This window comes from Streptomyces caatingaensis, from assembly GCF_001187435.1.
Taxonomy (GTDB): Bacteria; Actinomycetota; Actinomycetes; order Streptomycetales; family Streptomycetaceae; genus Streptomyces; species Streptomyces caatingaensis.
The window spans coordinates 311,691-331,260 of the sequence record NZ_LFXA01000017.1; the positions used below are offsets into that span (position 1 = coordinate 311,691).

The window sequence follows — 19,570 nt, forward strand, 5'->3', positions numbered from 1 at the left end:
GCGAGACGGCCGCGGGCGCGGGGAGCGGCCCGGGGCGTCCCGTCGCGCACGGGCGCCGGTCCCGCGCCTCGTCCCGCGCCCGCCCCCAACGGGCGCCCGCCACAGGGGGATTGGGGGCATGGCGGGCCCCCGCACCGGAACGATCAAGCACCCGGGGCGCCGGCCCCCGGCACCTGACGCGGCGTCCGGCGGGTCCCGCCGGGGGAGTGCGGGGAGGGTGCGCGGTCCCGCGCCCGGAGTGATCGAAGTCACCCCCGGGATCCCCTCGGGGAAGTCCCCGGGATCCGGCGGGCGCTTCTCCACCCAGGGGAGTACCCGCCCCCTCCCGCCTCCTCCTGGGGAAGGCGGCCCAAGGGGTCCGCGGGCATGACGCCCGGGGGCGGCCCCGCCGCCTACCGTTGAGGACGAGCGGCGGGCGCATCACTCGTCCCCCGAGGTCGCACGCCCGCCGCCACCGGCATCGCGGCACCGGCCGGGCGGCCGGGGACGGGCGGGAGAAGGACGATGGGGCGGACGGGACGACGGACGGTCCGGGAGCGGGGCCACCGCACCACCGGCGTCTTCGGCGACCGCCCCTCCGGCACCCGCCACCCCCTGGTCGCCCTGGCCATGGTGCTGCCCGTCGCGGCCGTGCTGGCCGTGGCCTTCGGCGGTTGGGACACCGTCGTCGCACAAGCGTCGTCCGTGGCCGGAATGCTGGGGCGCTAGCGCCCCCGGAACCGGGAGAGCGGCCCGGGCCGGGGACCAGCCGGTCAACAGCCCCGTGGGGACGGGGGTGCGGCGGACGGCAGCGCGGGCCGGGCACCTGGGGAGGTGCCCGGCCCGCCGTACTGCATGCCCTGGTGAACGGCGAAGGGGCCGGAGCCGAAGCCCCGACCCCTCGGCCGAACGTGTGCGCGATACTGGGATTGAACCAGTGACCTCTTCCGTGTCAGGGAAGCGCTCTCCCGCTGAGCTAATCGCGCGGGCGAGACCTGTGAAGATCTCGAGTGGACGATACTGGGATTGAACCAGTGACCTCTTCCGTGTCAGGGAAGCGCTCTCCCGCTGAGCTAATCGTCCGGGAAGGTGCGAACACCCCGTGCGCGATACTGGGATTGAACCAGTGACCTCTTCCGTGTCAGGGAAGCGCTCTCCCGCTGAGCTAATCGCGCGGGCGAGACCTGTGAAGATCTCGAGTGGACGATACTGGGATTGAACCAGTGACCTCTTCCGTGTCAGGGAAGCGCTCTCCCGCTGAGCTAATCGTCCTTGGAGGTGGAGACGGGATTTGAACCCGTGTAGACGGCTTTGCAGGCCGTTGCCTCGCCTCTCGGCCACTCCACCAGGAGTGCGGGGGTCGGGAAGATCCCCCACTCGAGCGGACGACGAGATTCGAACTCGCGACCCTCACCTTGGCAAGGTGATGCTCTACCAACTGAGCCACGTCCGCATGCCCCCTCCGGACCGTGATCCGGAAGTTGCCCCGCCGTTTCGCTTCCGCGTCCCGGCGACGTGTTGAACTCTAGCGGATTCCGGCGCCAGCTCAAATTCCGTTTCCGCAGCGTGCTGCGCTGATCCTCCCCGCCCTCCGGCCCCGGAGCCCCCTCGCCGACCTCGCCATAGACTCGTTGACGTGCATCACCTCCCCCCGATGGCCCGCTTCGGCGGCCTCCTCGCCACCGATCTGCGCGACGTGACCAGCGACCCCGCGGCACTGGACTCCACGGGGTGGTGGGCGGTCGTCGCGGACTTCGAGGGAGGCGTCCGCTGCGCCCGCTTCGGCGACGTCCGGCCCGCCCCCGCCCCGGCCCCCGCCCGGTGGCACGGACCCGCCCCCGAGGACTGGACCACCTCCCTCGACCGCGCCGGCTACCTCGCGGGCGTCGCACGCGTCCGCGAACACATCGCCGCCGGCACCGTCTACCAGGTCAACCTCTGCCGCGTCCTGAGCGCCCGGCTCCCCGACCCGGACGCGGCGGACGTCGACGCCCTCACCGCCCGCCTCGCCGAGGGCAACCCCGCCCCCTACGCCGGCACCGTCCGCCTGCCCGCCCACGGCGTCGAGGTCGCCACCGCCTCCCCCGAGCTCTTCCTGCGCCGCCGCGGCCGCACCGTGGAGTCCGGCCCCATCAAGGGCACCGGCCGCACCACCGCCGACCTCACCGCGAAGGACCACGCCGAGAACGTGATGATCGTGGACCTGGTCCGCAACGACCTCGGCCGCGTCTGCACCACCGGCTCCGTGACCGTCCCCGGCCTCTGCGTCACCGAGGAGCACCCCGGCCTCGTCCACCTCGTCTCCACCGTCCGCGGCGACCTCGCCCCCGGCGCCGGCTGGCCCGAGCTGTTCGCCGCCACCTTCCCGCCCGGCTCCGTCACCGGCGCTCCCAAGGGCAGCGCCCTGCGCATCATCGACGAGCTGGAACGGGCGCCCCGCGGCCCGTACTGCGGCGGCATCGGCTGGGTCGACGCCGACCGCGGCACCGGCGAACTCGCCGTCGGCATCCGCACCTTCTGGATCGACCGGGCCGCCCCCGGCGGCCCCGCCCTGAAGTTCGGCACCGGCGCCGGCATCACCTGGGGCTCCGACGCCGACGACGAGTGGGCCGAGACCGAACTCAAGGCCGCCCGCCTGCTCGCGATAGCGTCGGGCACCCGCCCGCTCACCGGGAGGCAACAGTGACGATCTGGATCGACGGTTCCCTGCACGCGGACCCGGACGCCCGCGTCTCCGCGCTCGACCACGGACTCACGGTCGGCGACGGCGTCTTCGAGACCCTCAAGGCCGAGCACGGCCGCCCCTTCGCCCTCACCCGCCACCTCGACCGGCTCACCGCCTCCGCCCGCGGCCTGGGCCTGCCCGAACCCGACCACGACGAGATCCGCCGGGCCTGCGCCGCCGTCCTCGCCGACGCCCCCGCGCCCCTCGCCCTCCTGCGGATCACCTGGACCGCCGGCGTCTCCCCGCTCGGCTCCGCGCGCGGCGACGGCCGGCCCACCCTCGTCGTCGCCCTCGCCGAGGCCGCACGCCGGCCCGACGCCACCGCCGCCGTCACCGTCCCCTGGACCCGCAACGAACGCGGCGCTCTCGCCGGCCTCAAGACCACCTCGTACGCCGAGAACGTCGTCGCCCTGGCCCGCGCCCGCCGGCAGGGCGCCACCGAGGCCCTGTTCGCCAACACCACCGGCGCCCTCTGCGAGGGCACAGGCTCCAACGTCTTCGTCGTCCTGGACGGCCGGCTCCACACCCCGCCCCTCGCCTCCGGCTGCCTCGCCGGCATCACCCGCGCCCTCGTCCTCGAATGGACCGGCGCCGAGGAGACCGACCTGCCCCTGGACGTCCTCGACCGGGCCGAGGAGGTCTTCCTGACCTCCACCCTCCGCGACGTCCAGGCCCTGCACACCGTCGACGGCCGCGCCCTGCCCGGCGCGCCCGGCCCGGTCACCGCCAAGGCCATGCGGATCTTCGACGAGCGCGCCGCGGCGGACATCGACCCCTGAACCACGCGACACGCCGGGCCGGGGACGGGTAGAACACCCCCGTGACCACCACCCTGCGGCCCACCGCGCCCGAGCGGCGCGCCCACGACGGCGCCCGGTCCCGCACCTACGACATCTGCGTCAACGGCCGGCCCGTCGGCAGAGTCCTCCTCAGCACGGACCCCGGCGCCAAGGGCCCCGCCGGCCGCATAGACCGGCTGGAGGTCGACCCCCCGGACCGGCACCGCGGGCGCGGCACCGTCGCCGCGCTCGCCGCCGAGGAGGTGCTCCGCGCCTGGGGGTGCCGCTGGGTGGAGGCCGCCGTCCCGGCCGACGCCCGCCCCGCCCTCGGCCTCGCGACCGCCCTCGGCTACACCGAGCACGCCCGCTCCCTGGCCAAGCGCCTCACGCACCCGCCCGCCCTGCCGGCGGACGACTCCCCCCGCCCCCTGGACGCCACCGCCTTCCCCGCCTGGCTCGCGGCCCGGCAGGCGGCCCACGCCGAGACCTGGACCGCCCGCGGCCTCACCCCCGGCGAAGCCGCCGCCCTCAGCGCCCGCGTCCACGCCAGGGCCTTCCCGCACGGCCACGCCACCCCCGGCCCCGTCGTCCGCGTCCTCGCCCACCGGGGCACCGACGTCGGCACCCTCTGGCTCGAACGGCGCGGCGAGTCGGGCTACGTCGTCGACGTGCACGTGGCACCCGAACACCGCGGACGCGGACACGGGCGCACCCTCATGCTCACCGCCGAGCGCGAAACCCTCGCCCTCGGCCTGGGCGGGCTCGCCCTCTCCGTGGCCGCCGGCAACACCCCCGCCCGCCGGCTCCACGCCTCCCTGGGCTACCGGCCCTACGCCATCGGCCTCTCCAAACCCCTGCTCTAGGCGCCCAGCAGCCGGTCCGCGATCTCCTCGACCCGCTCCCGCAGCCCCTCCCGGGACTCCCCGCCGTCCAGCCGCTCACCACCGATCACATATGTCGGCGTGCCCGTCACCCCGATCGCCTTGCCCTCGGCCTGGTCGGCGTCCACGACCAGCATGTGCCGCCCGTCGATCAGCGCGGTGTCCACCTCCCCGGCGTCCACCCCCAGCTCCTCCGCCACCGCGACCAGCAGCTTCTCGCCGCGCCCGGCCAGCTCCTCGGCCCGGGCCAGCACGGCCTCCGCGTACGGCCAGCCCAGGCCCTGCACGGCCGCCTCCTCGGCGGCCTGCGCCGCGGCGTACGCGTGCGGATGCTTCGCCAGCGGGAAGTGCCGCAGCCGGATCTCCATCCGGTCGCCGTAACGGGCGCGCAGCGCCCGCAGGTCCTCCAGGGCGGCACGGCAGTCGGTGCACGCCAGGTCGCACCACACGTCCAGGACCACGGACGACGGGGCGGCGGCGGTGTTGGTCTCGCTCATGCGACCAGTCTCCCAGCCCGCCGGGCGGGAGGGGATCTCGGTCCCGGGGAGGAGACGCACCCCGGGACGACCCGGAGTTCTCCCCGATCCGCCGGCCCGGCCGTGGCACCCGCGCACGCCGCCGGTGCAGGATGGACGCAGAACCCACCACCGCAGGAGGACCGGATGCTGACCTCGACCGTATGCGCCGCGGTGTCCGCGGGCGGCCTGGGGATCGCCCTGCTGACGGCCTACCGCAAGCGCTTCCTCGCCGCCGCCCGCATCGCCGCCTACGCGCTGATCCCGCTCGGCCTCGTCATGACCGGGATCATCGACTGGGTCAAGGACCTCGCCCTCAAGCCGACCGTCTGGGCCGGCTTCGGCGTCCTCGCCCTGTCCGCCCTGCTCTTCCTGGTCACCAGGGCCGCCGAGCGCCGCGGCACCGGCCGCAAGGGCCGCAGGGCCGGCGCCGGCCCCGACGCCGTCGCCCCGGCCGCGTCCGCCCCCTCCCTCGGCCCCGGCCGCACCCCCAAGCCCGCCGGCACGAAGGGGCGGAAGGATACCGGGGACGACTTCTCCGACATCGAGGCAATCCTCAAAAAGCACGGGATCTGACGAACACCTCCACACGGACGCCCCGTTGACGGAGCGCGCTGCGCCATGATCTGCCGGAGATGAACGACGAACCGGCCGACCTGACCGCAGACCTGTCCGACGAGCCGAGGGGCTGTCTCTTCGCGCTCTCCCAGCCGCCCCTGATGCTCTTCCTCGCCTTCGTGGCGACCCTGATACTCGGGACCGCGGTCCACGACCTCTACCGGTGGTGAACCGCGGTGCCGCCCGCCCCGTCCCGCCCGCTCAGTCCCCCGCTCCGCGCCGCCGCGCCCGGTACGCGGCCACGTGCAGCCGGTTGCCGCACGTGCGGCCGTCGCAGTAGCGCCGCGACCGGTTGCGCGACAGATCGACGAACGCCCGCCCGCAGCCCGGCGCACCGCACCGCCGCAGCCGCTCCAGCTCACCGGCCACCAGCAGGAACGCCAGCGCCATCCCCCCGTCCGCCGCCAGGTGCTCGGCGAGCGAGGCCCCCGGCGCGAAGTAGTGCACATGCCAGTCGTAGCCGTCGTGGTCCGTCAGCCGCGGCGTCGTCCCCGCCTCCGCCACCAGCGCGTTCAGCAGCTCCGCCGCCTCCGAGGCGCCCCCCGTGTCGAAGATCCGGGCGAACCGTTCCCGCAGCGCCCGCACGGCCACCAGGTCGTCCTGCCCCAGCTCGCCGACCCCGCTGATGGCGTGCCGCTCGACGAAGGCACCCAGCGCCGCCACGTCCGCCAGGGCGTCCCCGGCCGGCTCCGCCCCGCCGGGCCCGGTGTTGAGCAGGTCGACGACGGCGTCGAGCGCACACCGGGTGTCGTGGTTGATCAGCACGGTTGTTCGCTCCCTGGCCCGGCCGGTAGGGCGGCAATTGTTCGACTGCGGGCCCGACCTTACTGGCTCCACGGGCGGCAGCGCCGTCACCACGGACGAATCCGCGGTGACGGCGCTGCCGGAACGCTCGGTGCGAAGGGGTACGGACGAGTGCGAGAACGACGGTGTCGGTGGAACGGGGTGCGCGCCGCCTCCCCGAGTGGGCGGCGCGCCGGGCCGGAACCTCGTGGCCTCAGCTCTCGGCCAGGATGTGGGAGAGCTCGGTGTCCAGATCGAAGTGCCGGTGCTCGGTGCCGGGCGGAACGGCGGCGTCCGTCCGCTTGAGGAACGACTCCAGGGCTCGCGCCGGAGCCTCCAGGAGGGCCTCGCCCTCGGGAGAACTGAGCGCGATGCACACGACGCCCTGACCGTGGCTGCGGGACGGCCAGACGCGGACGTCGCCGGTGCCGGTGGGCCGGTGCAGCCCCTCGGCGAGCAGATCCCGGGCGAAGACCCACTCGACCGTCTCTTCGGCTCCGGTGTGGAAGGTGGCGTGTACGGCATACGGATCGGAGGTGTCGTACCGCAGACCTGCGGGTACAGGCAGTGACGATTCGCTCGACACAACGAGGCGCAGGTGCAGCTCACAGCTGACCGTGGTGTTCATAAGCGCCAGGGCCTTTCGCTCAGTGTGCGCTCGGGGATTCGCACGTCGGCGAAATCGACATGCCACCTACGGTGCCGTTGTAAACCCCTCTGACCGTTTTGGGGCCCTTCGGATACCTCGTACGGCCGAGTCGGTCCCGCACCGGTACGGCCGAACCGGTGAGTTCCGTCAACGCGGCCGCCCCGCGTCCGTCACCACGGAGAGTGACGGAGGGTCGCGGGGTGCCCGCCGGCGGCCGCGACGGCCGGAAACGTGGTTCGGCGCACCCTCTGACATGCGGTAATGTTTGCGGTGCGCCCGGGCGATTAGCTCAGCGGGAGAGCGCTTCGTTCACACCGAAGAGGTCACTGGTTCGATCCCAGTATCGCCCACCACGGACCCGGGGTCCGCGAGGTACGCCTTGCGGACCCCGGGTCTTTTCCTGTCCGCTGGTCCGTATGGCCCCGCAGCGCCACCGCTACCGATTCCACGGCCACTGGGACCTCGACGCGGCACCCGACGCCGTCTACGCGACCCTCGAGGCCGTCGAGGACTACCCCGCCTGGTGGCCCCAGATCTCCTGCGCCCGCCTCGACCGGCACAGCGGCACCCTCGGCGTCCGCTCCTTCCTGCCGCACGAGCTCCGGCTGACCGCCCGCGAACGCCGCCGCGACCCCCGCGCCCGCGTCCTGGAGGCCGCCCTCGACGGCGACCTGACAGGCCGCGTCCGCTGGAGCGTCCTTCCGCACGGCACCGGCAGCCGCGCCCGCTTCGAACAGGACGTGGAGCTCCGCGACCCCGGCATGCGGCGCTGGGCGCCCCTCGCCCGTCCCGTCTTCCGTGCCGCCCACTCCTGGGTCATGCGCCGCGGCCGCCGCGGCCTGCGCCGCCGGCTGGAGCGCCCGGCGGCCGGAATTTGATGGCGGACCGCCGCGACCTGTATTGTTCAGTGCGTCGCCGGGGGAAACCCCGGGGAAATCCCGGGCGATTAGCTCAGCGGGAGAGCGCTTCGTTCACACCGAAGAGGTCACTGGTTCGATCCCAGTATCGCCCACGGCAACCGAGCCGGTCCGTCAACAGACGGACCGGCTCGCTGCGTTGGCCCCTCCTCACGCCGCCGACGGCAGCTCCGTGCGCAACGGCCACGCCGGGTCGCACTCCTCCTCCGACCCGTTGCGCGCGAACCACGCCTGCAGGCCACGCGCCTGCGCCGCGTGCCACACCGCCTGCCGCGTGTGCAGCTCCGCCGCGCTCAGCCGCTCCAGCCGCACCGCGAAACGCTGGCCTATCGCCCGCACCACCGCCATCGCCGCCGTCGCGTCCGCCGCGGCGTCGTGCGCCCCCGCCAGCTCCACCCCGTAGTGCGCGCACAGGTCCGCCAGCGTCCGCCGGCCCTTGCGGTACCGGTCCAGGTGCTTGTCCAGCACCCAGGGATCCAGTACGCACAGCGGCGCCGCGCCCAGGTACGCCGCCAGCGACGACGCCCGGTGCCGGCGCAACTCCCGGTCCAGCAGCGTCAGGTCGAACGGCGCGTTCATCACCACCAGCGGGGTGCCCGCCGCCGACTGCTCCGCCAGCGCCCGTCCCACCTCCTCCATCACCGGCGCGGGCCACCGCCCGTACCGCTGCAGATGGACGTCGGTCAGCCCGTGGATCGCCGTCGCGCCCTCCGGCACCGGCACCCCCGGGTTGACCAGCCAACGGGTGGTCACCGGCGAGGCCCCCGCCTGTGACTGCACCACGAGGGCCGCGGATACGATCCGGTCGCGCTCGACATCGACCCCGGTGGTCTCCGTGTCGAACGCCGCGAGCGGCCCCTCGAACCAGCACGGCATGTCACAACTCCTCGCGCTCGCGCGGAAAATGGCGTGATTCCCCTCCCTCCGTCGAGTGATACCCTCTCCCCTCGCGGCCCGAACCGCCCTTGTTTGCGAAGGAGTTCGGCGGGAGACAACACCCGTGTAGGGACCAACCGACGCGCTCCCCGGAAGGTGTTTCGGACATGCCGTCGCTCGCGCAGCCCGAACCGGCCGCCCCGGCCGGGGAGCTGCCCTCGGGGCCCCCGCCCCACCGCGGCGCCCTCGCCACCACCGCCTGCATGGAGACCCTCCAGATCGGCTACCTCCACGCCGTCGCCGCGGCCGCCGGCTGCACGCTCGCCCAGCCCTTCCCCGACCACGGCATCGACTGGCACGTCAGCCACAGCGCCCCCGGCCACACCACCGACGACGAGGTCACCATCAAGGTCCAGCTCAAGTGCACCTACCAACTCGGCCCCCGGCAGGGCGGCTTGACCTTCCCCTTCACCCTCGACAACGACCACCTCGCCAAACTCGCCCGCACCCCCGCCGCCGTCCACAAGATCCTCGTCGTCATGCTCGTCCCCCGGACCCCCGCCGACTGGCTGCGCGCCGGCCACGACCGCCTCGAAGTACGCCACTGCTGCTACTGGGCCAACCTCGCCGGACACCCCGTCACCGGCCGGCGCAGAACCACCGTCCGCATCCCCACCGCGCACGTCTTCGACGACCACGCCCTCTGCGAGATCATGACCCGCGTCGGGGCGGGAGGGAGACCCTGATGCGACCGCCGGCCGACACCCCCGACCCCGCGGTCCTCGGCGCGCTGCTCACCCGCCACGGCTGGCGGCGGCACGGCGGGGCGGGCGGCCGCTACGGCCGCTGGACACCCCCGGACGGCTCCGGCACCAGCCTCCTCGTCCCCGCGACCGCCGGCTTCCCCGACAGCGCCGATCTCCTCGCCGAGGCCCTCGCCGCCCTCGAACACAGCCCCGCCCCCTCCGCCCGCCTCATCCTCATCGCCCTCCGCACCCCCAGCGACGAGATCCACTGGCACCGGCACATCCCCGACCCCGGCCCGCCCGCCGCCGTCTGGGCCGCCCAGGAACGGCTGCGCTCCGGCGCCCGCGCCCTCCTGCTCGCCGGCCACCTCGCGACCCGGGAGACCGCCGGCTACCACGGCGCCCGCCACCGCCGCCCCGCCGAGGCCGCCCTCGCCCACCTCCTCGTCGGCCCCCAGCACGGCGCCCGCGACCTGACCGTCTTCGCCCCCGCCGGCCCCGACCAGCCGTACGGCAGGCCGGCCGTGGGAGCGCTGCTCAGGGCCCTGCACGCCACCCGGGACGCCACCGACTACGAACGCGCCACCGGCAGGCCCGAGGCGTTCGCCGCCGCCGTCGAGGCGGGGGTGTGCCGCGAGCTCACCGAGGCCCTCGTCGCCCTCGTCGGCGGCTCGGAGGGGATCCGCGTCCACGTCGCATGGGCTCCGGCGGCCGGCCCGCCGCCCGGATTCGCCGCCCGGCCGGAACCCGTGGAGTTCACCCCCGGCGACCTCCCCGTCCTGCGCGCGGCCGGCGCCCGCTACCTGCGCGACGAGCCGCCCCTGCCCGTACGCCTCACCGGCACCGTCGTCCACCTCCACCGCGACACCCCCGGCGGCCCCGGCGCCCTGCGGCTCAGGGTCCTCGACGGCGCCGACGTCGCCGAGGTGCGCGCCGAGGTCGGCGAGGACGACTACCGCGTCGCCGGCCACGCCCACCTCATGGGCCTGCCCGTGCGGATCGCCGGACGGCTGGAGAGCGGCGGAGGCTTCCGCAGGCTCACCGCGGCCGGGGGCGTCCGGCCCGTACGGGTGGACGAGGCCGAACGGGAACAGCTGCTCAAGTCCCTCCACACCCAGCTCGACCTCTTCGAGGAGCGGGAGGGCCAGGGGTAACTGTTTCGCGACCAGGGCACCCGGCTCGGTACGATTCACCACGCGCAGCGTCCGCTGCAGCGTCCTCTGAGTCAGGAGAGTCCGGTGTCAGACGTCCGTGTGATCATCCAACGCGATTCCGAGCGGGAAGAGCGCGTGGTGACGACGGGCACTACGGCGGCGGACCTCTTCGTCGGCGAGCGTTCCGTCGTCGCCGCGCGCGTCGCCGGCCGGCTCAAGGACCTCGCGTACGAGCTCGCCGAGGGCGACGAGGTCGAGCCCGTCGAGATCACCTCCAAGGACGGCCTCGACATCCTGCGCCACTCCACCGCGCACGTCATGGCCCAGGCCGTGCAGGAGCTCTTCCCCGAGGCCAAGCTGGGCATCGGCCCGCCCGTCAAGGACGGCTTCTACTACGACTTCGACGTCGAGAAGCCGTTCACCCCCGAGGATCTCAAGCTCATCGAGAAGCGGATGCAGGAGATCATCAAGCGGGGGCAGAAGTTCTCCCGCCGGGCGGTCACCGACGAGGCGGCCCGCGAGGAGCTCGCCGACGAGCCGTACAAGCTTGAGCTGATCGGCCTCAAGGGCTCGGCGGCCCAGGAGGAGGGCGCGAGCGTCGAGGTGGGCGCCGGCGAGCTCACCATCTACGACAACATCGACGCCAAGACCGGCGAGCTGTGCTGGCGCGATCTCTGCCGAGGTCCGCACCTGCCGACGACCCGGGTGATCCCGGCGTTCAAGCTCATGCGCCCCGCCGGTGCGTACTGGCGCGGCAGTGAGCAGAACAAAATGCTCCAGCGCATCTACGGCACCGCCTGGCCCACCAAGGACGAGCTCAAGGCGTACCTGGAGTTCCTGGCCGAGGCCGAGCGCCGCGACCACCGCAAGCTCGGCGCCGAGCTGGACCTCTTCTCCTTCCCGGACGAGCTGGGCCCGGGCCTCGCGGTCTTCCACCCCAAGGGTGGCGTGATCCGCAAGGAGATGGAGGACTACTCGCGCCGCGTGCACGAGAACTCCGGCTACGAGTTCGTCAACACCCCGCACATCACGAAGGAACACCTCTTCGAGACCTCGGGGCACCTGCCGCACTACGCGGAGGGCATGTTCCCGCCCATCGAGTTCGACGGGCAGAACTACCGCCTGAAGGCGATGAACTGCCCGATGCACAACTTGATCTTCAAGTCGCGCGGGCGCTCGTACCGTGAACTGCCGCTGCGTTTGTTCGAGTTCGGCACGGTCTACCGCTACGAGAAGTCCGGCGTCGTCCACGGCCTGACCCGTTCCCGCGGCTTCACCCAGGACGACTCGCACATCTACTGCACCAAGGAGCAGATGCCGGAGGAGCTCGACACGCTCCTCACCTTCGTGCTGGACCTGCTGCGCGACTACGGCCTGACCGACTTCGAGCTGGAGCTCTCGACCCGCGACCCCGAGTCGGACAAGTTCATCGGCTCGGACGAGGCGTGGGAGGAGGCCACCGAGGCGCTCCGCCAGGCGGCCGAGAAGCAGGGCCTTCCGCTGGTCCCGGACCCGGGCGGCGCCGCGTTCTACGGCCCGAAGATCTCGGTGCAGGCGCGCGACGCGATCGGCCGGTCCTGGCAGATGTCGACCCTCCAGGTCGACTTCAACCAGCCCGCGCGCTTCGGTCTGGAGTACACGGCGGCGGACGGCTCGCGCCAGCAGCCCGTCATGATCCACCGGGCGCTCTTTGGGAGTATCGAAAGGTTTTTCGGCGTGCTGCTGGAGCACTACGCGGGTGCGTTCCCGGCGTGGCTGGCCCCGGTGCAGGCGGTCGGCATCCCGATCGGCGACGCGCACGTCGAGTACCTGGAGGAGTTCGCGGCGGAGGCCCGGAAGAAGGGCCTGCGGGTCGAGGTCGACTCGTCCTCCGACCGCATGCAGAAGAAGATCCGCACCGCGCAGAAGTCCAAGGTGCCGTTCATGGTGATCGTCGGCGACGATGACATGAACGCGGGCACGGTGTCGTTCCGCTACCGCGATGGTTCGCAGAAGAACGGGATTCCGCGCGACCAGGCCATCGCCGAGCTCGTCGATGTGGTGGAGCGCCGCGTTCAGGTGTGACCTGTCCCCGCACGTGCGGGGGTGATCCACGCTCGATGCAGCCGAGCAGGGCTCGGTGGATGTGGCCCCCGCGTCCGCGGGGTCGGAGGGGCGGCCCGCAAGGGCCGCCCCTCACCGCGTCCCCGCCACGGAATATGCTGCTCACCATGACGAGTGAGCCGGAGCAGCAGATCGGAGTCGGGAGCCCGGACGCCTTCCAGCGACTGTGGACGCCCCACCGGATGGCGTACATCCAAGGCGAGAACAAGCCCAGCGGCCCGGGTGCCGGCGACGGCTGCCCGTTCTGCTCGATTCCGGAGAAGTCGGACGAGGACGGGCTGATCATCGCCCGGGGCGAGTGCGTCTACGCCGTGCTCAACCTCTACCCCTACAACGGCGGCCACTTGATGATCGTCCCGTTCCGGCACGTCGCCGACTACACCGAGCTGGACGAGGCCGAGACGGCCGAGCTGGCGGACTTCACCAAGCGGGCGATGCGGGCGCTCCGGGCCGCTTCCGGTGCGCACGGTTTCAACATCGGCATGAACCAGGGCTCGGTCGCGGGCGCGGGCATCGCCGCGCACCTTCACCAGCACGTCGTACCCCGCTGGGGCGGCGACACCAATTTTCTGCCGGTCGTCGGCCACACGAAGGTCCTGCCCCAACTCCTCGCCGACACGCGGAAGATGCTGGCCGACGTCTGGCCGGGGAGCGCGTGACACGCGCACAGTAAAAACTCGGAAAATCACCCCTAAATCAGACAAAACGGCTCTAATGGAGCGGTGACCTTCGTTCACCGCCGAACCGTGCTGCGCGCGGCCGCGAGCGGTGCCCTCGCCACGGTGGCGGGGGCACCGCTCGTCGGTTGTGACGACGGGCGGCCGCCCAGGTCGGCAGGGCGGCCCTCGGGGAGCCCGTCGGTGCGGCCCGTACCCGCCGGGCGCGTACCCGCCCTGCCCGCTCTGCCCGCCGGGCTGCCGGCGCAGATCGAGCACGGGCCGCGCGCCCGCAAGGCGGTGGCGCTCACCTTTCACGGCCGCGGGGACGCGGGGACGGCCACGGGCTGTCTCGCGGAGGCCGAGCGGGCGGGGGCGCGGGTGACCGTGCTGGCGGTGGGGGACTGGCTGGACGCCCAGCCGCGGCTCGCGCGCCGGGTGCTCGACGGCGGGCACGAGCTGGGCAATCACACCATGCGGCACCTGGACATCTGCGCGCTGGACGCGAAGGCGGCGTACGCGGAGATCACCCAGTGCGCGGACCGGTTGCGTCGGCTGACCGGGAGCATCGGGCGCTGGTTCCGTCCGTCGAAGGCGCGGGTGGCCACGGAGCAGGTGGTGCGTCTGGCGCGCAAGGCGGGGTATCCGCATGTTCTGTCGTACGACGTGGACTCTCTGGACTTCACCGACCCGGGCGCGGCGGCGGTGCGGCGCACGGTGCTGGACGGGGTGCGGCCGGGTTCGGTGGTGAGTCTGCACTTCGGGCACGCGGGCACGGTGGCCGCGTTGCCCGCGATCCTGGACGGCCTGCACCGGCGCGGTCTGCGTGCGGTGACGACTTCGGAGCTGCTGACCTGATGACTCGGTTCCCGTACAGACGATTCCGTCGCATGGCGTTGCTGGCCGCCGGGTGCGTGCTGCTGGCGGTGTCCGGCTGTGGTGGTGACAGTGGCAGTGAGGCGGCCGGGCCGCAGGCGCAGAAGCAGCGGCAGGGTGCGGCTCGTGGTGTGCCGCAGGGGCTGCCGGGGATGCCGCCGCTGCTGGACCCGCACGACGTGTACGCGGCGGACCGGCCGAACATGCTGTCGCCGGTGGTGAAGGACTTTCCGTCGCGGGTGTACGTGCCGAACACGGAGTCCGACACGGTGAGCGTCATCGATCCGAAGACGTACAAGGTGATCGAGACGATTCCGGTGGGGTCGCAGCCTCAGCACGTGGTGCCGTCCTGGGACTTGAAGACGCTGTGGGTGAACAACGACCGGGGGCACACGCTGACGCCGATCGATCCGGCCACCGGGAGGGCCGGCAAGACCGTTCCGGTGCACGACCCGTACAACCTGTACTTCACGCCGGACGGGAAGTACGCGGTGGTGATGGCGTCGATGGACCGGGAGTTGGTGTTCCGCGACGCGCACACGATGGCGCGGAAGAAGACGGTGCCGGTGAGCTGTCTGGGGGTGAATCACGCGGATTTCTCGCCGGACGGGCGGTACTTCATCGTCTCCTGTGAGTTCTCGGGGGAGTTGCTCAAGGTGGACACGGCGCGGATGAAGGTGATCGGGCAGCAGAAGCTGCCGTTCGACGGGGCGATGCCGCAGGACGTGAAGATCTCGTCGGACGGGAGGACGTGGTACATCGCGGACATGATGGCCGACGGGCTGTGGGTGCTGAACGGGGACAAGTTCACGGAGCCGTGGCTGATGCCGACGGGGAAGGGGGCGCATGGGCTGTATGTGAGCCGGGACTCGAAGTCGATGTACATCTCGAATCGGGGCGAGGGGTCGATTTCGGTGCTGGACCTGGCGAGCCGGAAGCTGGTGCACAAGTGGGAGCTGCCGGAGGGCGGCAGTCCGGACATGGGGGGTGTGTCGGCGGACGGCAAGGTGCTGTGGCTGTCGGGGCGTTACAACAGCGAGGTGTATGCGATCGACACGACGGACGGGCATCAGATCGCGAAGATCCCCGTGGGGGCGGGGCCGCACGGGCTGGCGGTGTATCCGCAGCCGGGGCGGTATTCGCTGGGGCACACGGGGATCTTCCGGTGACGTCCGGGGGTTACGCGTTGTAGACGTCGGCCTGGCGGGGGGCGGGGTCCTGGACGGCGCCGCTGAGGTTGCCGGCGCGGCCGGCGAAGCGTTCGGTGTTGACGTTCTTCTCGGCGAGGAACTGCAGGGCGGCCTCGTGGACGACGCGGAGGACGGGGGTGGCGGCCCGCAGGGCGTCGTCGGCCATGAAGCGGTGGCGCCAGGGCTTGTCGGCCCAGGCGTGGCGGAGGCCGAAGGGCTCGGGGAGGTTGAGCTTGCCGCCCCAGTATTCGAGGAGGGGCGGGTAGTAGGTGAGGGGGGCGCGGGCGGCGAGGCGGACGACCTCGCGGGCCTCGACGACGGGGAGCTGACGCTCCCAGGTCTCCCAGAACTTGAGGCCCTTGCGGAAGGTCTTCGTGCGGTTTTTCGGCTTGCCGTTGAAGACGGGGTGGATGGGGCCGAGGGCGTGGCCGGTGACCTCGATGCGCAGGGTCTTGTGGAGGACGGTGACGTTGACCAGGAGGGTGATGACCAACTGGCCGTCCCACAGGACGAACTGGACGCCGAGGTAGTGGCGGTTGCCGCTGCCGAAGTGCTGTTCGTCGCAGATCTTCTGGAGGGCGGCGCCCCTGAGCTGGAAGGTCTCCTCGCTGCCGGCCGGGCGGGAGACGGCGCCGGCGCCCTCGCCGACGGGGGAGACGACCCAGTGCTCGACGAACGGGGCGGGCAGGCCGCCGGTGTTGACGGGGGTGCGTTCGAGCTGGAGCAGGCGGTCGTGGACGGCGCGCATGATGTCCCAGCTGCGGAAGGGCTCGATCTCCTTGTCGGGGTCGGCGGGGGCGAGGTCCTCGGCGAGCTGCCAGCTTCCCCAGCGGGTGCCCATGCCGAGTATGCCCTTGGGGCCGGCGTAGAAGACGATGTTGCTCTTCTGCTCGGCCGAGAGGCGTTCGAGGTTCTGGCGGAGCTGTTCGGCGGCGCTCTCGCCGGGGTTCTTGGGGACGGCCTCGGGGATCTTGGCGCCGATGCCGCCGCCGTCGAGGAGGCCGGTCCAGCGGCTGCGGAGGTCCTTGGCGGTGCGTTCGCAGACGGTCTTGGCCCAGGCCCAGCCGATGACGGGGGCGACGAGCATGGCGCGCAGGTAGAGGCCGAGGAGGCCGCTGAACGGCAGCTTGATCAGGAAGATGACGGCGAAGACGCCGAGGGCGAGCAGGAGGGCGGTGCCGAGGGCGCCGGCGCGTTTGTTCTGGGCGCCGGCGATGGTGCGGCGGAGCTGGAAGACGCCGAGCCAGAGGAGGACGCCGGGGAGGAAGAGGAGGCCGAAGACGGCCATGATGACGGTGAGGCGGGCGTCGCGCTGTTTGCGGATGCGGCTGGCGGCGAGGCAGTGCTCGACGATGACCTGGGGCTCCATGCCGAAGGCCTGGATGAGGGGCTTGCGGCCGCCGCCGAGCATGCGCTGCTGGACGGCGCGGGAGAAGGCCTCGCCGAGGTTGGGTTCGAAGAGGGAGATGCGGGGGGCCTTGACGGAGGAGGTGGCCCAGTCGGAGTTGGCCTTGAGGAGCTCGTCGACGGGGCCGTCGCGGTAGGCGGCGGAGGCGAGGGCCTGGGTCGCCGCGGTCTGGCCGGCTCCGCCCGAGATGGGGATCTGGGCGCCCGGGCTGAAGTCGAACCCGTCTGTCACTGCTGCCCCCCAGGCCGCGCGCTGCTGCTGCCACGGCCCGACTCCGGTGCCCTGCCGGGGCAGTTGCCGGGGGCCGCCGGTCCAGCGTATCGGTGTGGACGGTCGTGTGGGCGGGAGATCCGAAAGCCGCCCGTCCCAAGCGAGTTGGGACGGGCGGCTTGTGAACTATGCCCCGTTCTCCGCCTGTTCGCGAATGCGGTCGGCGAGCTGCGGGGGCATGGGCTCGTGCCGCGCGTACGAGCGGCTGAACCGCCCGGTGCCGTGCGACAGGGAGCGCAGGTCCACCGCGTACCGGCCGATCTCCAGCTCGGGCACCTCGGCGCGGACCAGGGTGCGTCCGCCCGGTGACTGCTCGGTGCCCACCACCCGGCCGCGGCGGCCGGACAGGTCGCTCATGACCGGGCCCACGTACTCGTCGGCCACCAGCACCCGGAGCTCGGCGACCGGTTCGAGGAGGTGGATCCGGGCCTCGGCGGCCGCCTCGCGCAGGGCGAGGGCGCCGGCGGTCTGGAAGGCCGCGTCCGAGGAGTCCACCGAGTGCGCCTTGCCGTCGAGGAGGGTCACCCGCACGTCCACCAGCGGATGCCCGGCGACGACGCCCTTGGCCGCCTGGGCGCGGACGCCCTTCTCCACGGAGGGGATGAACTGCCGGGGCACCGCGCCGCCCACGACCTTGTCCACGAACTCGATGCCGGAGCCCTCCGGGAGCGGCTCCACCTCGATCTCGCAGATGGCGAACTGGCCGTGGCCGCCGGACTGTTTGACGTGCCGGCCGCGCCCGGACGCCTTGCCGCCGAAGGTCTCGCGCAGGGAGACCTTGTGCGGGACGACGTCGACCTGGACGCCGTAGCGGGTGCGCAGCCGCTCCAGGGCGACGTCGCGGTGGGCCTCGCCGAGGCACCACAGGACGACCTGGTGGGTGTGCTGGTTGTGCTCCAGGCGCATGGTGGGGTCCTCGGCGACGAGGCGGGCGAGGCCCTGGGAGAGCTTGTCCTCGTCGGCCTTGCTGTGGGCCGCGATGGCGACCGGCAGCAGGGGGTCGGGCATGGACCAGGGCTCCATGCGCAGCGGGTCGGCGGGGGAGGAGAGGGTGTCGCCGGTCTCGGCGCGGGAGAGCTTGGCGACGCAGACGACGTCGCCGGCGACGGCCTGGGGGATCTGGCGCTGGTGCTTGCCGAACGGGGACGAGAGGGCGCCGATCCGTTCGTCCGCCTCGTGGTCCTCGTGCCCGCGGTCGGCCAGGCCGTGGCCGGAGACGTGGACGGTCTCGTCCGGGCGGAGGGTGCCGGAGAAGACGCGGACGAGGGAGATCCTGCCGACGTAGGGGTCGGAGGAGGTCTTGACGACCTCGGCCACGAGCGGACCGGCCGGGTCGCAGGCCAGGGCGGGGCGGGGGGTGCCGTCGAGCGCGGTGACCGGCGGCGGGGTGCGTTCGGGAGGGGTCGGGAAGCCGCCGGTGACCAGCTCCAGGAGCTCGACGGTGCCCAGGCCCTGGCGGGAGCCGTCGGGCGCCGGGGCGGCGGCGAGGACGGGGTGGAAGGAGCCGCGCGCCACGGCCCGTTCGAGGTCTTCTATGAGGGTTTTGACGTCGATGTCCTCCCCCGCGAGGTAGCGGTCCATCAGGGTCTCGTCCTCGCTCTCGGCGATGATGCCCTCGATGAGCCGGTTGCGGGCGTCGTCGATCCGGCGCTGCTCCTCGGGGCCGGGGGCCGTCTCGGTGCGTTCGCCGGAGGAGTAGTCGAGGAGGCGCTGGGAGAGCAGGCCGACGAGGCCGGTGACGGGGCGGTGCCCGTCGGGGCCCTCGGGGCCGTGCAGGGGGAGGTAGAGCGGCAGCACGCTGTCGGGGGAGTCGCCGCCGAAGGCGGCGCGGCAGGTCTCCGTCATCGTGTCGAAGTCCGCCCGGGCCGCCTCCAGGTGCGTCACCACGATGGCGCGCGGCATGCCCACGGCCGCGCACTCCTCCCACAGGGTGCGGGTGGCCCCGGTGACGCCCTCGGCGCCCTCCGCCGCGGAGACGACGAAGAGCGCGGCGTCGGCCGCCCGCAGCCCGGCCCGCAGCTCACCGACGAAGTCGGCGTAGCCGGGGGTGTCGAGCAGGTTGATCTTGATGCCGGCCCACTCCACGGGGACGGCGGAGAGCTGCACCGAACGCTGCTGGCGGTGCTCGATCTCGTCGTAGTCGGAGACCGCGCCGCCGTCCTCGACCCGGCCCGCCCGGGTCACCGCCCCGGTGGCCAGGGCCAGTGCCTCCACGAGGGTCGTCTTGCCGGAGCCGCTGTGGCCGACCAGTACGACGTTGCGTATGCCGCCGGGCCGGTCGGCCGCCGCTGTTCTGCCGGCGGCTCCAGGGTGGGTGGTCTTGTCGCCCATGTGTCCCGCCTTCCGGTTGACACCTGCGTCCTTCGAGCTTTCCACCGCGGTCACGCTGCGTCCATACGTCGCACACGCAGGCGCAACCGTCCGCCCCGGCGTGCGGGGCCGCCG

General features: G+C 72.8%; 19 protein-coding genes and 8 tRNA genes. 15 read left to right on the forward strand and 12 right to left on the reverse strand.

The genetic code is table 11. The features are described 5' to 3' along the window. The first annotated feature begins 504 nt into the window (after window positions 1-504). Complete coding sequence (locus tag AC230_RS23730) at window positions 505-708, forward strand: hypothetical protein (protein ID WP_049718360.1); 204 nt, start codon at window positions 505-507, stop codon at window positions 706-708. Between the two features lie 185 nt (window positions 709-893). Here AC230_RS23730 and AC230_RS23735 read toward each other — a convergent pair. The 6 genes from AC230_RS23735 to AC230_RS23760 all read right to left on the reverse strand — a co-directional run bounded on the left by AC230_RS23735 (window position 894) and on the right by AC230_RS23760 (window position 1,432). Continuing rightward, window positions 894-965, reverse strand: a tRNA-Val gene (locus AC230_RS23735). Window positions 966-990: 25 nt separating this feature from the next. After that, window positions 991-1,062, reverse strand: a tRNA-Val gene (locus AC230_RS23740). A 20-nt stretch (window positions 1,063-1,082) separates the two neighbouring features. Beyond that, a tRNA-Val gene (locus AC230_RS23745) sits at window positions 1,083-1,154 on the reverse strand. A gap of 25 nt (window positions 1,155-1,179) precedes the next feature. After that, window positions 1,180-1,251 (reverse strand) — tRNA-Val (locus AC230_RS23750). A gap of 1 nt (window position 1,252) precedes the next feature. Beyond that, window positions 1,253-1,326, reverse strand: a tRNA-Cys gene (locus AC230_RS23755). 33 nt (window positions 1,327-1,359) lie between these two features. Beyond that, window positions 1,360-1,432, reverse strand: a tRNA-Gly gene (locus AC230_RS23760). A gap of 183 nt (window positions 1,433-1,615) precedes the next feature. Between AC230_RS23760 and AC230_RS23765 the strand changes: the two genes are divergently transcribed. The 3 genes from AC230_RS23765 to AC230_RS23775 are packed head-to-tail and all read left to right on the forward strand — an operon-like array spanning window position 1,616 to window position 4,346. Further along, complete coding sequence (locus AC230_RS23765; RefSeq protein WP_049718361.1) at window positions 1,616-2,665, forward strand: chorismate-binding protein; 1,050 nt, start codon at window positions 1,616-1,618, stop codon at window positions 2,663-2,665. Then, window positions 2,662-3,483 carry an aminotransferase class IV gene (locus AC230_RS23770; protein ID WP_049718362.1) on the forward strand — a complete coding sequence of 274 codons (822 nt, stop codon included), beginning with the start codon at window positions 2,662-2,664 and terminating at the stop codon, window positions 3,481-3,483. The genes AC230_RS23765 and AC230_RS23770 overlap by 4 nt, the downstream gene beginning before the upstream one ends. A 41-nt stretch (window positions 3,484-3,524) precedes the next feature. Then, window positions 3,525-4,346 carry a GNAT family N-acetyltransferase gene (locus AC230_RS23775; protein WP_049718363.1) on the forward strand — a complete coding sequence of 274 codons (822 nt, stop codon included), beginning with the start codon at window positions 3,525-3,527 and terminating at the stop codon, window positions 4,344-4,346. Here AC230_RS23775 and AC230_RS23780 read toward each other — a convergent pair. Continuing rightward, window positions 4,343-4,861 carry a DsbA family protein gene (locus AC230_RS23780; RefSeq protein ID WP_049718364.1) on the reverse strand — a complete coding sequence of 173 codons (519 nt, stop codon included), beginning with the start codon at window positions 4,859-4,861 and terminating at the stop codon, window positions 4,343-4,345. The two genes, AC230_RS23775 and AC230_RS23780, sit on opposite strands and share 4 nt — an antisense overlap. A 165-nt stretch (window positions 4,862-5,026) precedes the next feature. On the opposite strand from AC230_RS23780, the gene AC230_RS23785 reads away from it, so the two are divergent. Further along, window positions 5,027-5,455: a hypothetical protein gene (locus AC230_RS23785; RefSeq protein WP_049718365.1), complete on the forward strand. Its 429-nt coding sequence runs from the start codon at window positions 5,027-5,029 to the stop codon at window positions 5,453-5,455. Window positions 5,456-5,514: 59 nt separating this feature from the next. Further along, the gene (locus AC230_RS33175) at window positions 5,515-5,667 is read left to right on the forward strand and encodes a hypothetical protein (protein ID WP_198535596.1); all 153 of its coding nucleotides are present in this window, start codon (window positions 5,515-5,517) and stop codon (window positions 5,665-5,667) included. A gap of 31 nt (window positions 5,668-5,698) precedes the next feature. Here the strand turns inward: AC230_RS33175 and AC230_RS23790 are convergent, their stop codons facing one another. Then, complete coding sequence (locus AC230_RS23790) at window positions 5,699-6,262, reverse strand: CGNR zinc finger domain-containing protein (protein WP_049718366.1); 564 nt, start codon at window positions 6,260-6,262, stop codon at window positions 5,699-5,701. A 232-nt stretch (window positions 6,263-6,494) separates the two neighbouring features. Then, a complete protein-coding gene (locus AC230_RS23795; protein ID WP_004942301.1) occupies window positions 6,495-6,908 on the reverse strand; it encodes an SsgA family sporulation/cell division regulator in 414 nt (137 codons plus the stop codon). A gap of 299 nt (window positions 6,909-7,207) precedes the next feature. On the opposite strand from AC230_RS23795, the gene AC230_RS23800 reads away from it, so the two are divergent. The 3 genes from AC230_RS23800 (at window position 7,208) to AC230_RS23810 (ending at window position 7,941) form a co-directional block, all read left to right on the forward strand. Continuing rightward, window positions 7,208-7,282 (forward strand) — tRNA-Val (locus AC230_RS23800). A 63-nt stretch (window positions 7,283-7,345) separates the two neighbouring features. Then, window positions 7,346-7,807, forward strand: coding sequence for an SRPBCC family protein (locus tag AC230_RS23805; RefSeq protein ID WP_049718367.1), 462 nt, complete (start codon window positions 7,346-7,348; stop codon window positions 7,805-7,807). Between the two features lie 62 nt (window positions 7,808-7,869). After that, a tRNA-Val gene (locus AC230_RS23810) sits at window positions 7,870-7,941 on the forward strand. 55 nt (window positions 7,942-7,996) lie between these two features. Here the strand turns inward: AC230_RS23810 and AC230_RS23815 are convergent. Next, window positions 7,997-8,722 carry an exonuclease domain-containing protein gene (locus tag AC230_RS23815; protein ID WP_049718368.1) on the reverse strand — a complete coding sequence of 242 codons (726 nt, stop codon included), beginning with the start codon at window positions 8,720-8,722 and terminating at the stop codon, window positions 7,997-7,999. A 167-nt stretch (window positions 8,723-8,889) separates the two neighbouring features. Between AC230_RS23815 and AC230_RS23820 the strand changes: the two genes are divergently transcribed. From AC230_RS23820 to AC230_RS23845, 6 genes are all read left to right on the forward strand, one after another. Continuing rightward, the gene (locus AC230_RS23820; RefSeq protein ID WP_049718369.1) at window positions 8,890-9,468 is read left to right on the forward strand and encodes a DUF4365 domain-containing protein; all 579 of its coding nucleotides are present in this window, start codon (window positions 8,890-8,892) and stop codon (window positions 9,466-9,468) included. Continuing rightward, window positions 9,468-10,622, forward strand: a complete 1,155-nt coding sequence (locus tag AC230_RS23825; protein WP_049718370.1) for a hypothetical protein — start codon at window positions 9,468-9,470, stop codon at window positions 10,620-10,622. Before AC230_RS23820 ends, AC230_RS23825 begins: the two co-directional genes overlap by 1 nt. A gap of 84 nt (window positions 10,623-10,706) precedes the next feature. Beyond that, window positions 10,707-12,686, forward strand: coding sequence for a threonine--tRNA ligase (gene thrS / locus AC230_RS23830; RefSeq protein ID WP_049718371.1), 1,980 nt, complete (start codon window positions 10,707-10,709; stop codon window positions 12,684-12,686). 134 nt (window positions 12,687-12,820) lie between these two features. Further along, window positions 12,821-13,384: an HIT family protein gene (locus AC230_RS23835; protein ID WP_049718372.1), complete on the forward strand. Its 564-nt coding sequence runs from the start codon at window positions 12,821-12,823 to the stop codon at window positions 13,382-13,384. A 63-nt stretch (window positions 13,385-13,447) separates the two neighbouring features. After that, window positions 13,448-14,239, forward strand: coding sequence for a polysaccharide deacetylase family protein (locus tag AC230_RS23840; protein WP_049718373.1), 792 nt, complete (start codon window positions 13,448-13,450; stop codon window positions 14,237-14,239). A gap of 32 nt (window positions 14,240-14,271) precedes the next feature. Then, on the forward strand, window positions 14,272-15,426 hold the full coding sequence (locus AC230_RS23845) for a YncE family protein (RefSeq protein ID WP_049718374.1): 1,155 nt from the start codon (window positions 14,272-14,274) through the stop codon (window positions 15,424-15,426). A gap of 10 nt (window positions 15,427-15,436) precedes the next feature. On the opposite strand, the gene AC230_RS23850 is transcribed toward AC230_RS23845, so the two are convergent. Together AC230_RS23850 and AC230_RS23855 are read right to left on the reverse strand one after the other, a co-directional pair. Further along, on the reverse strand, window positions 15,437-17,086 hold the full coding sequence (locus tag AC230_RS23850; RefSeq protein WP_049718375.1) for a hypothetical protein: 1,650 nt from the start codon (window positions 17,084-17,086) through the stop codon (window positions 15,437-15,439). A gap of 165 nt (window positions 17,087-17,251) precedes the next feature. Then, entirely contained in the window at window positions 17,252-19,456 is a 2,205-nt protein-coding gene (locus AC230_RS23855) for an elongation factor G-like protein EF-G2 (protein WP_049718376.1), read from the reverse strand. Between the last annotated feature and the right edge of the window lie 114 nt (window positions 19,457-19,570).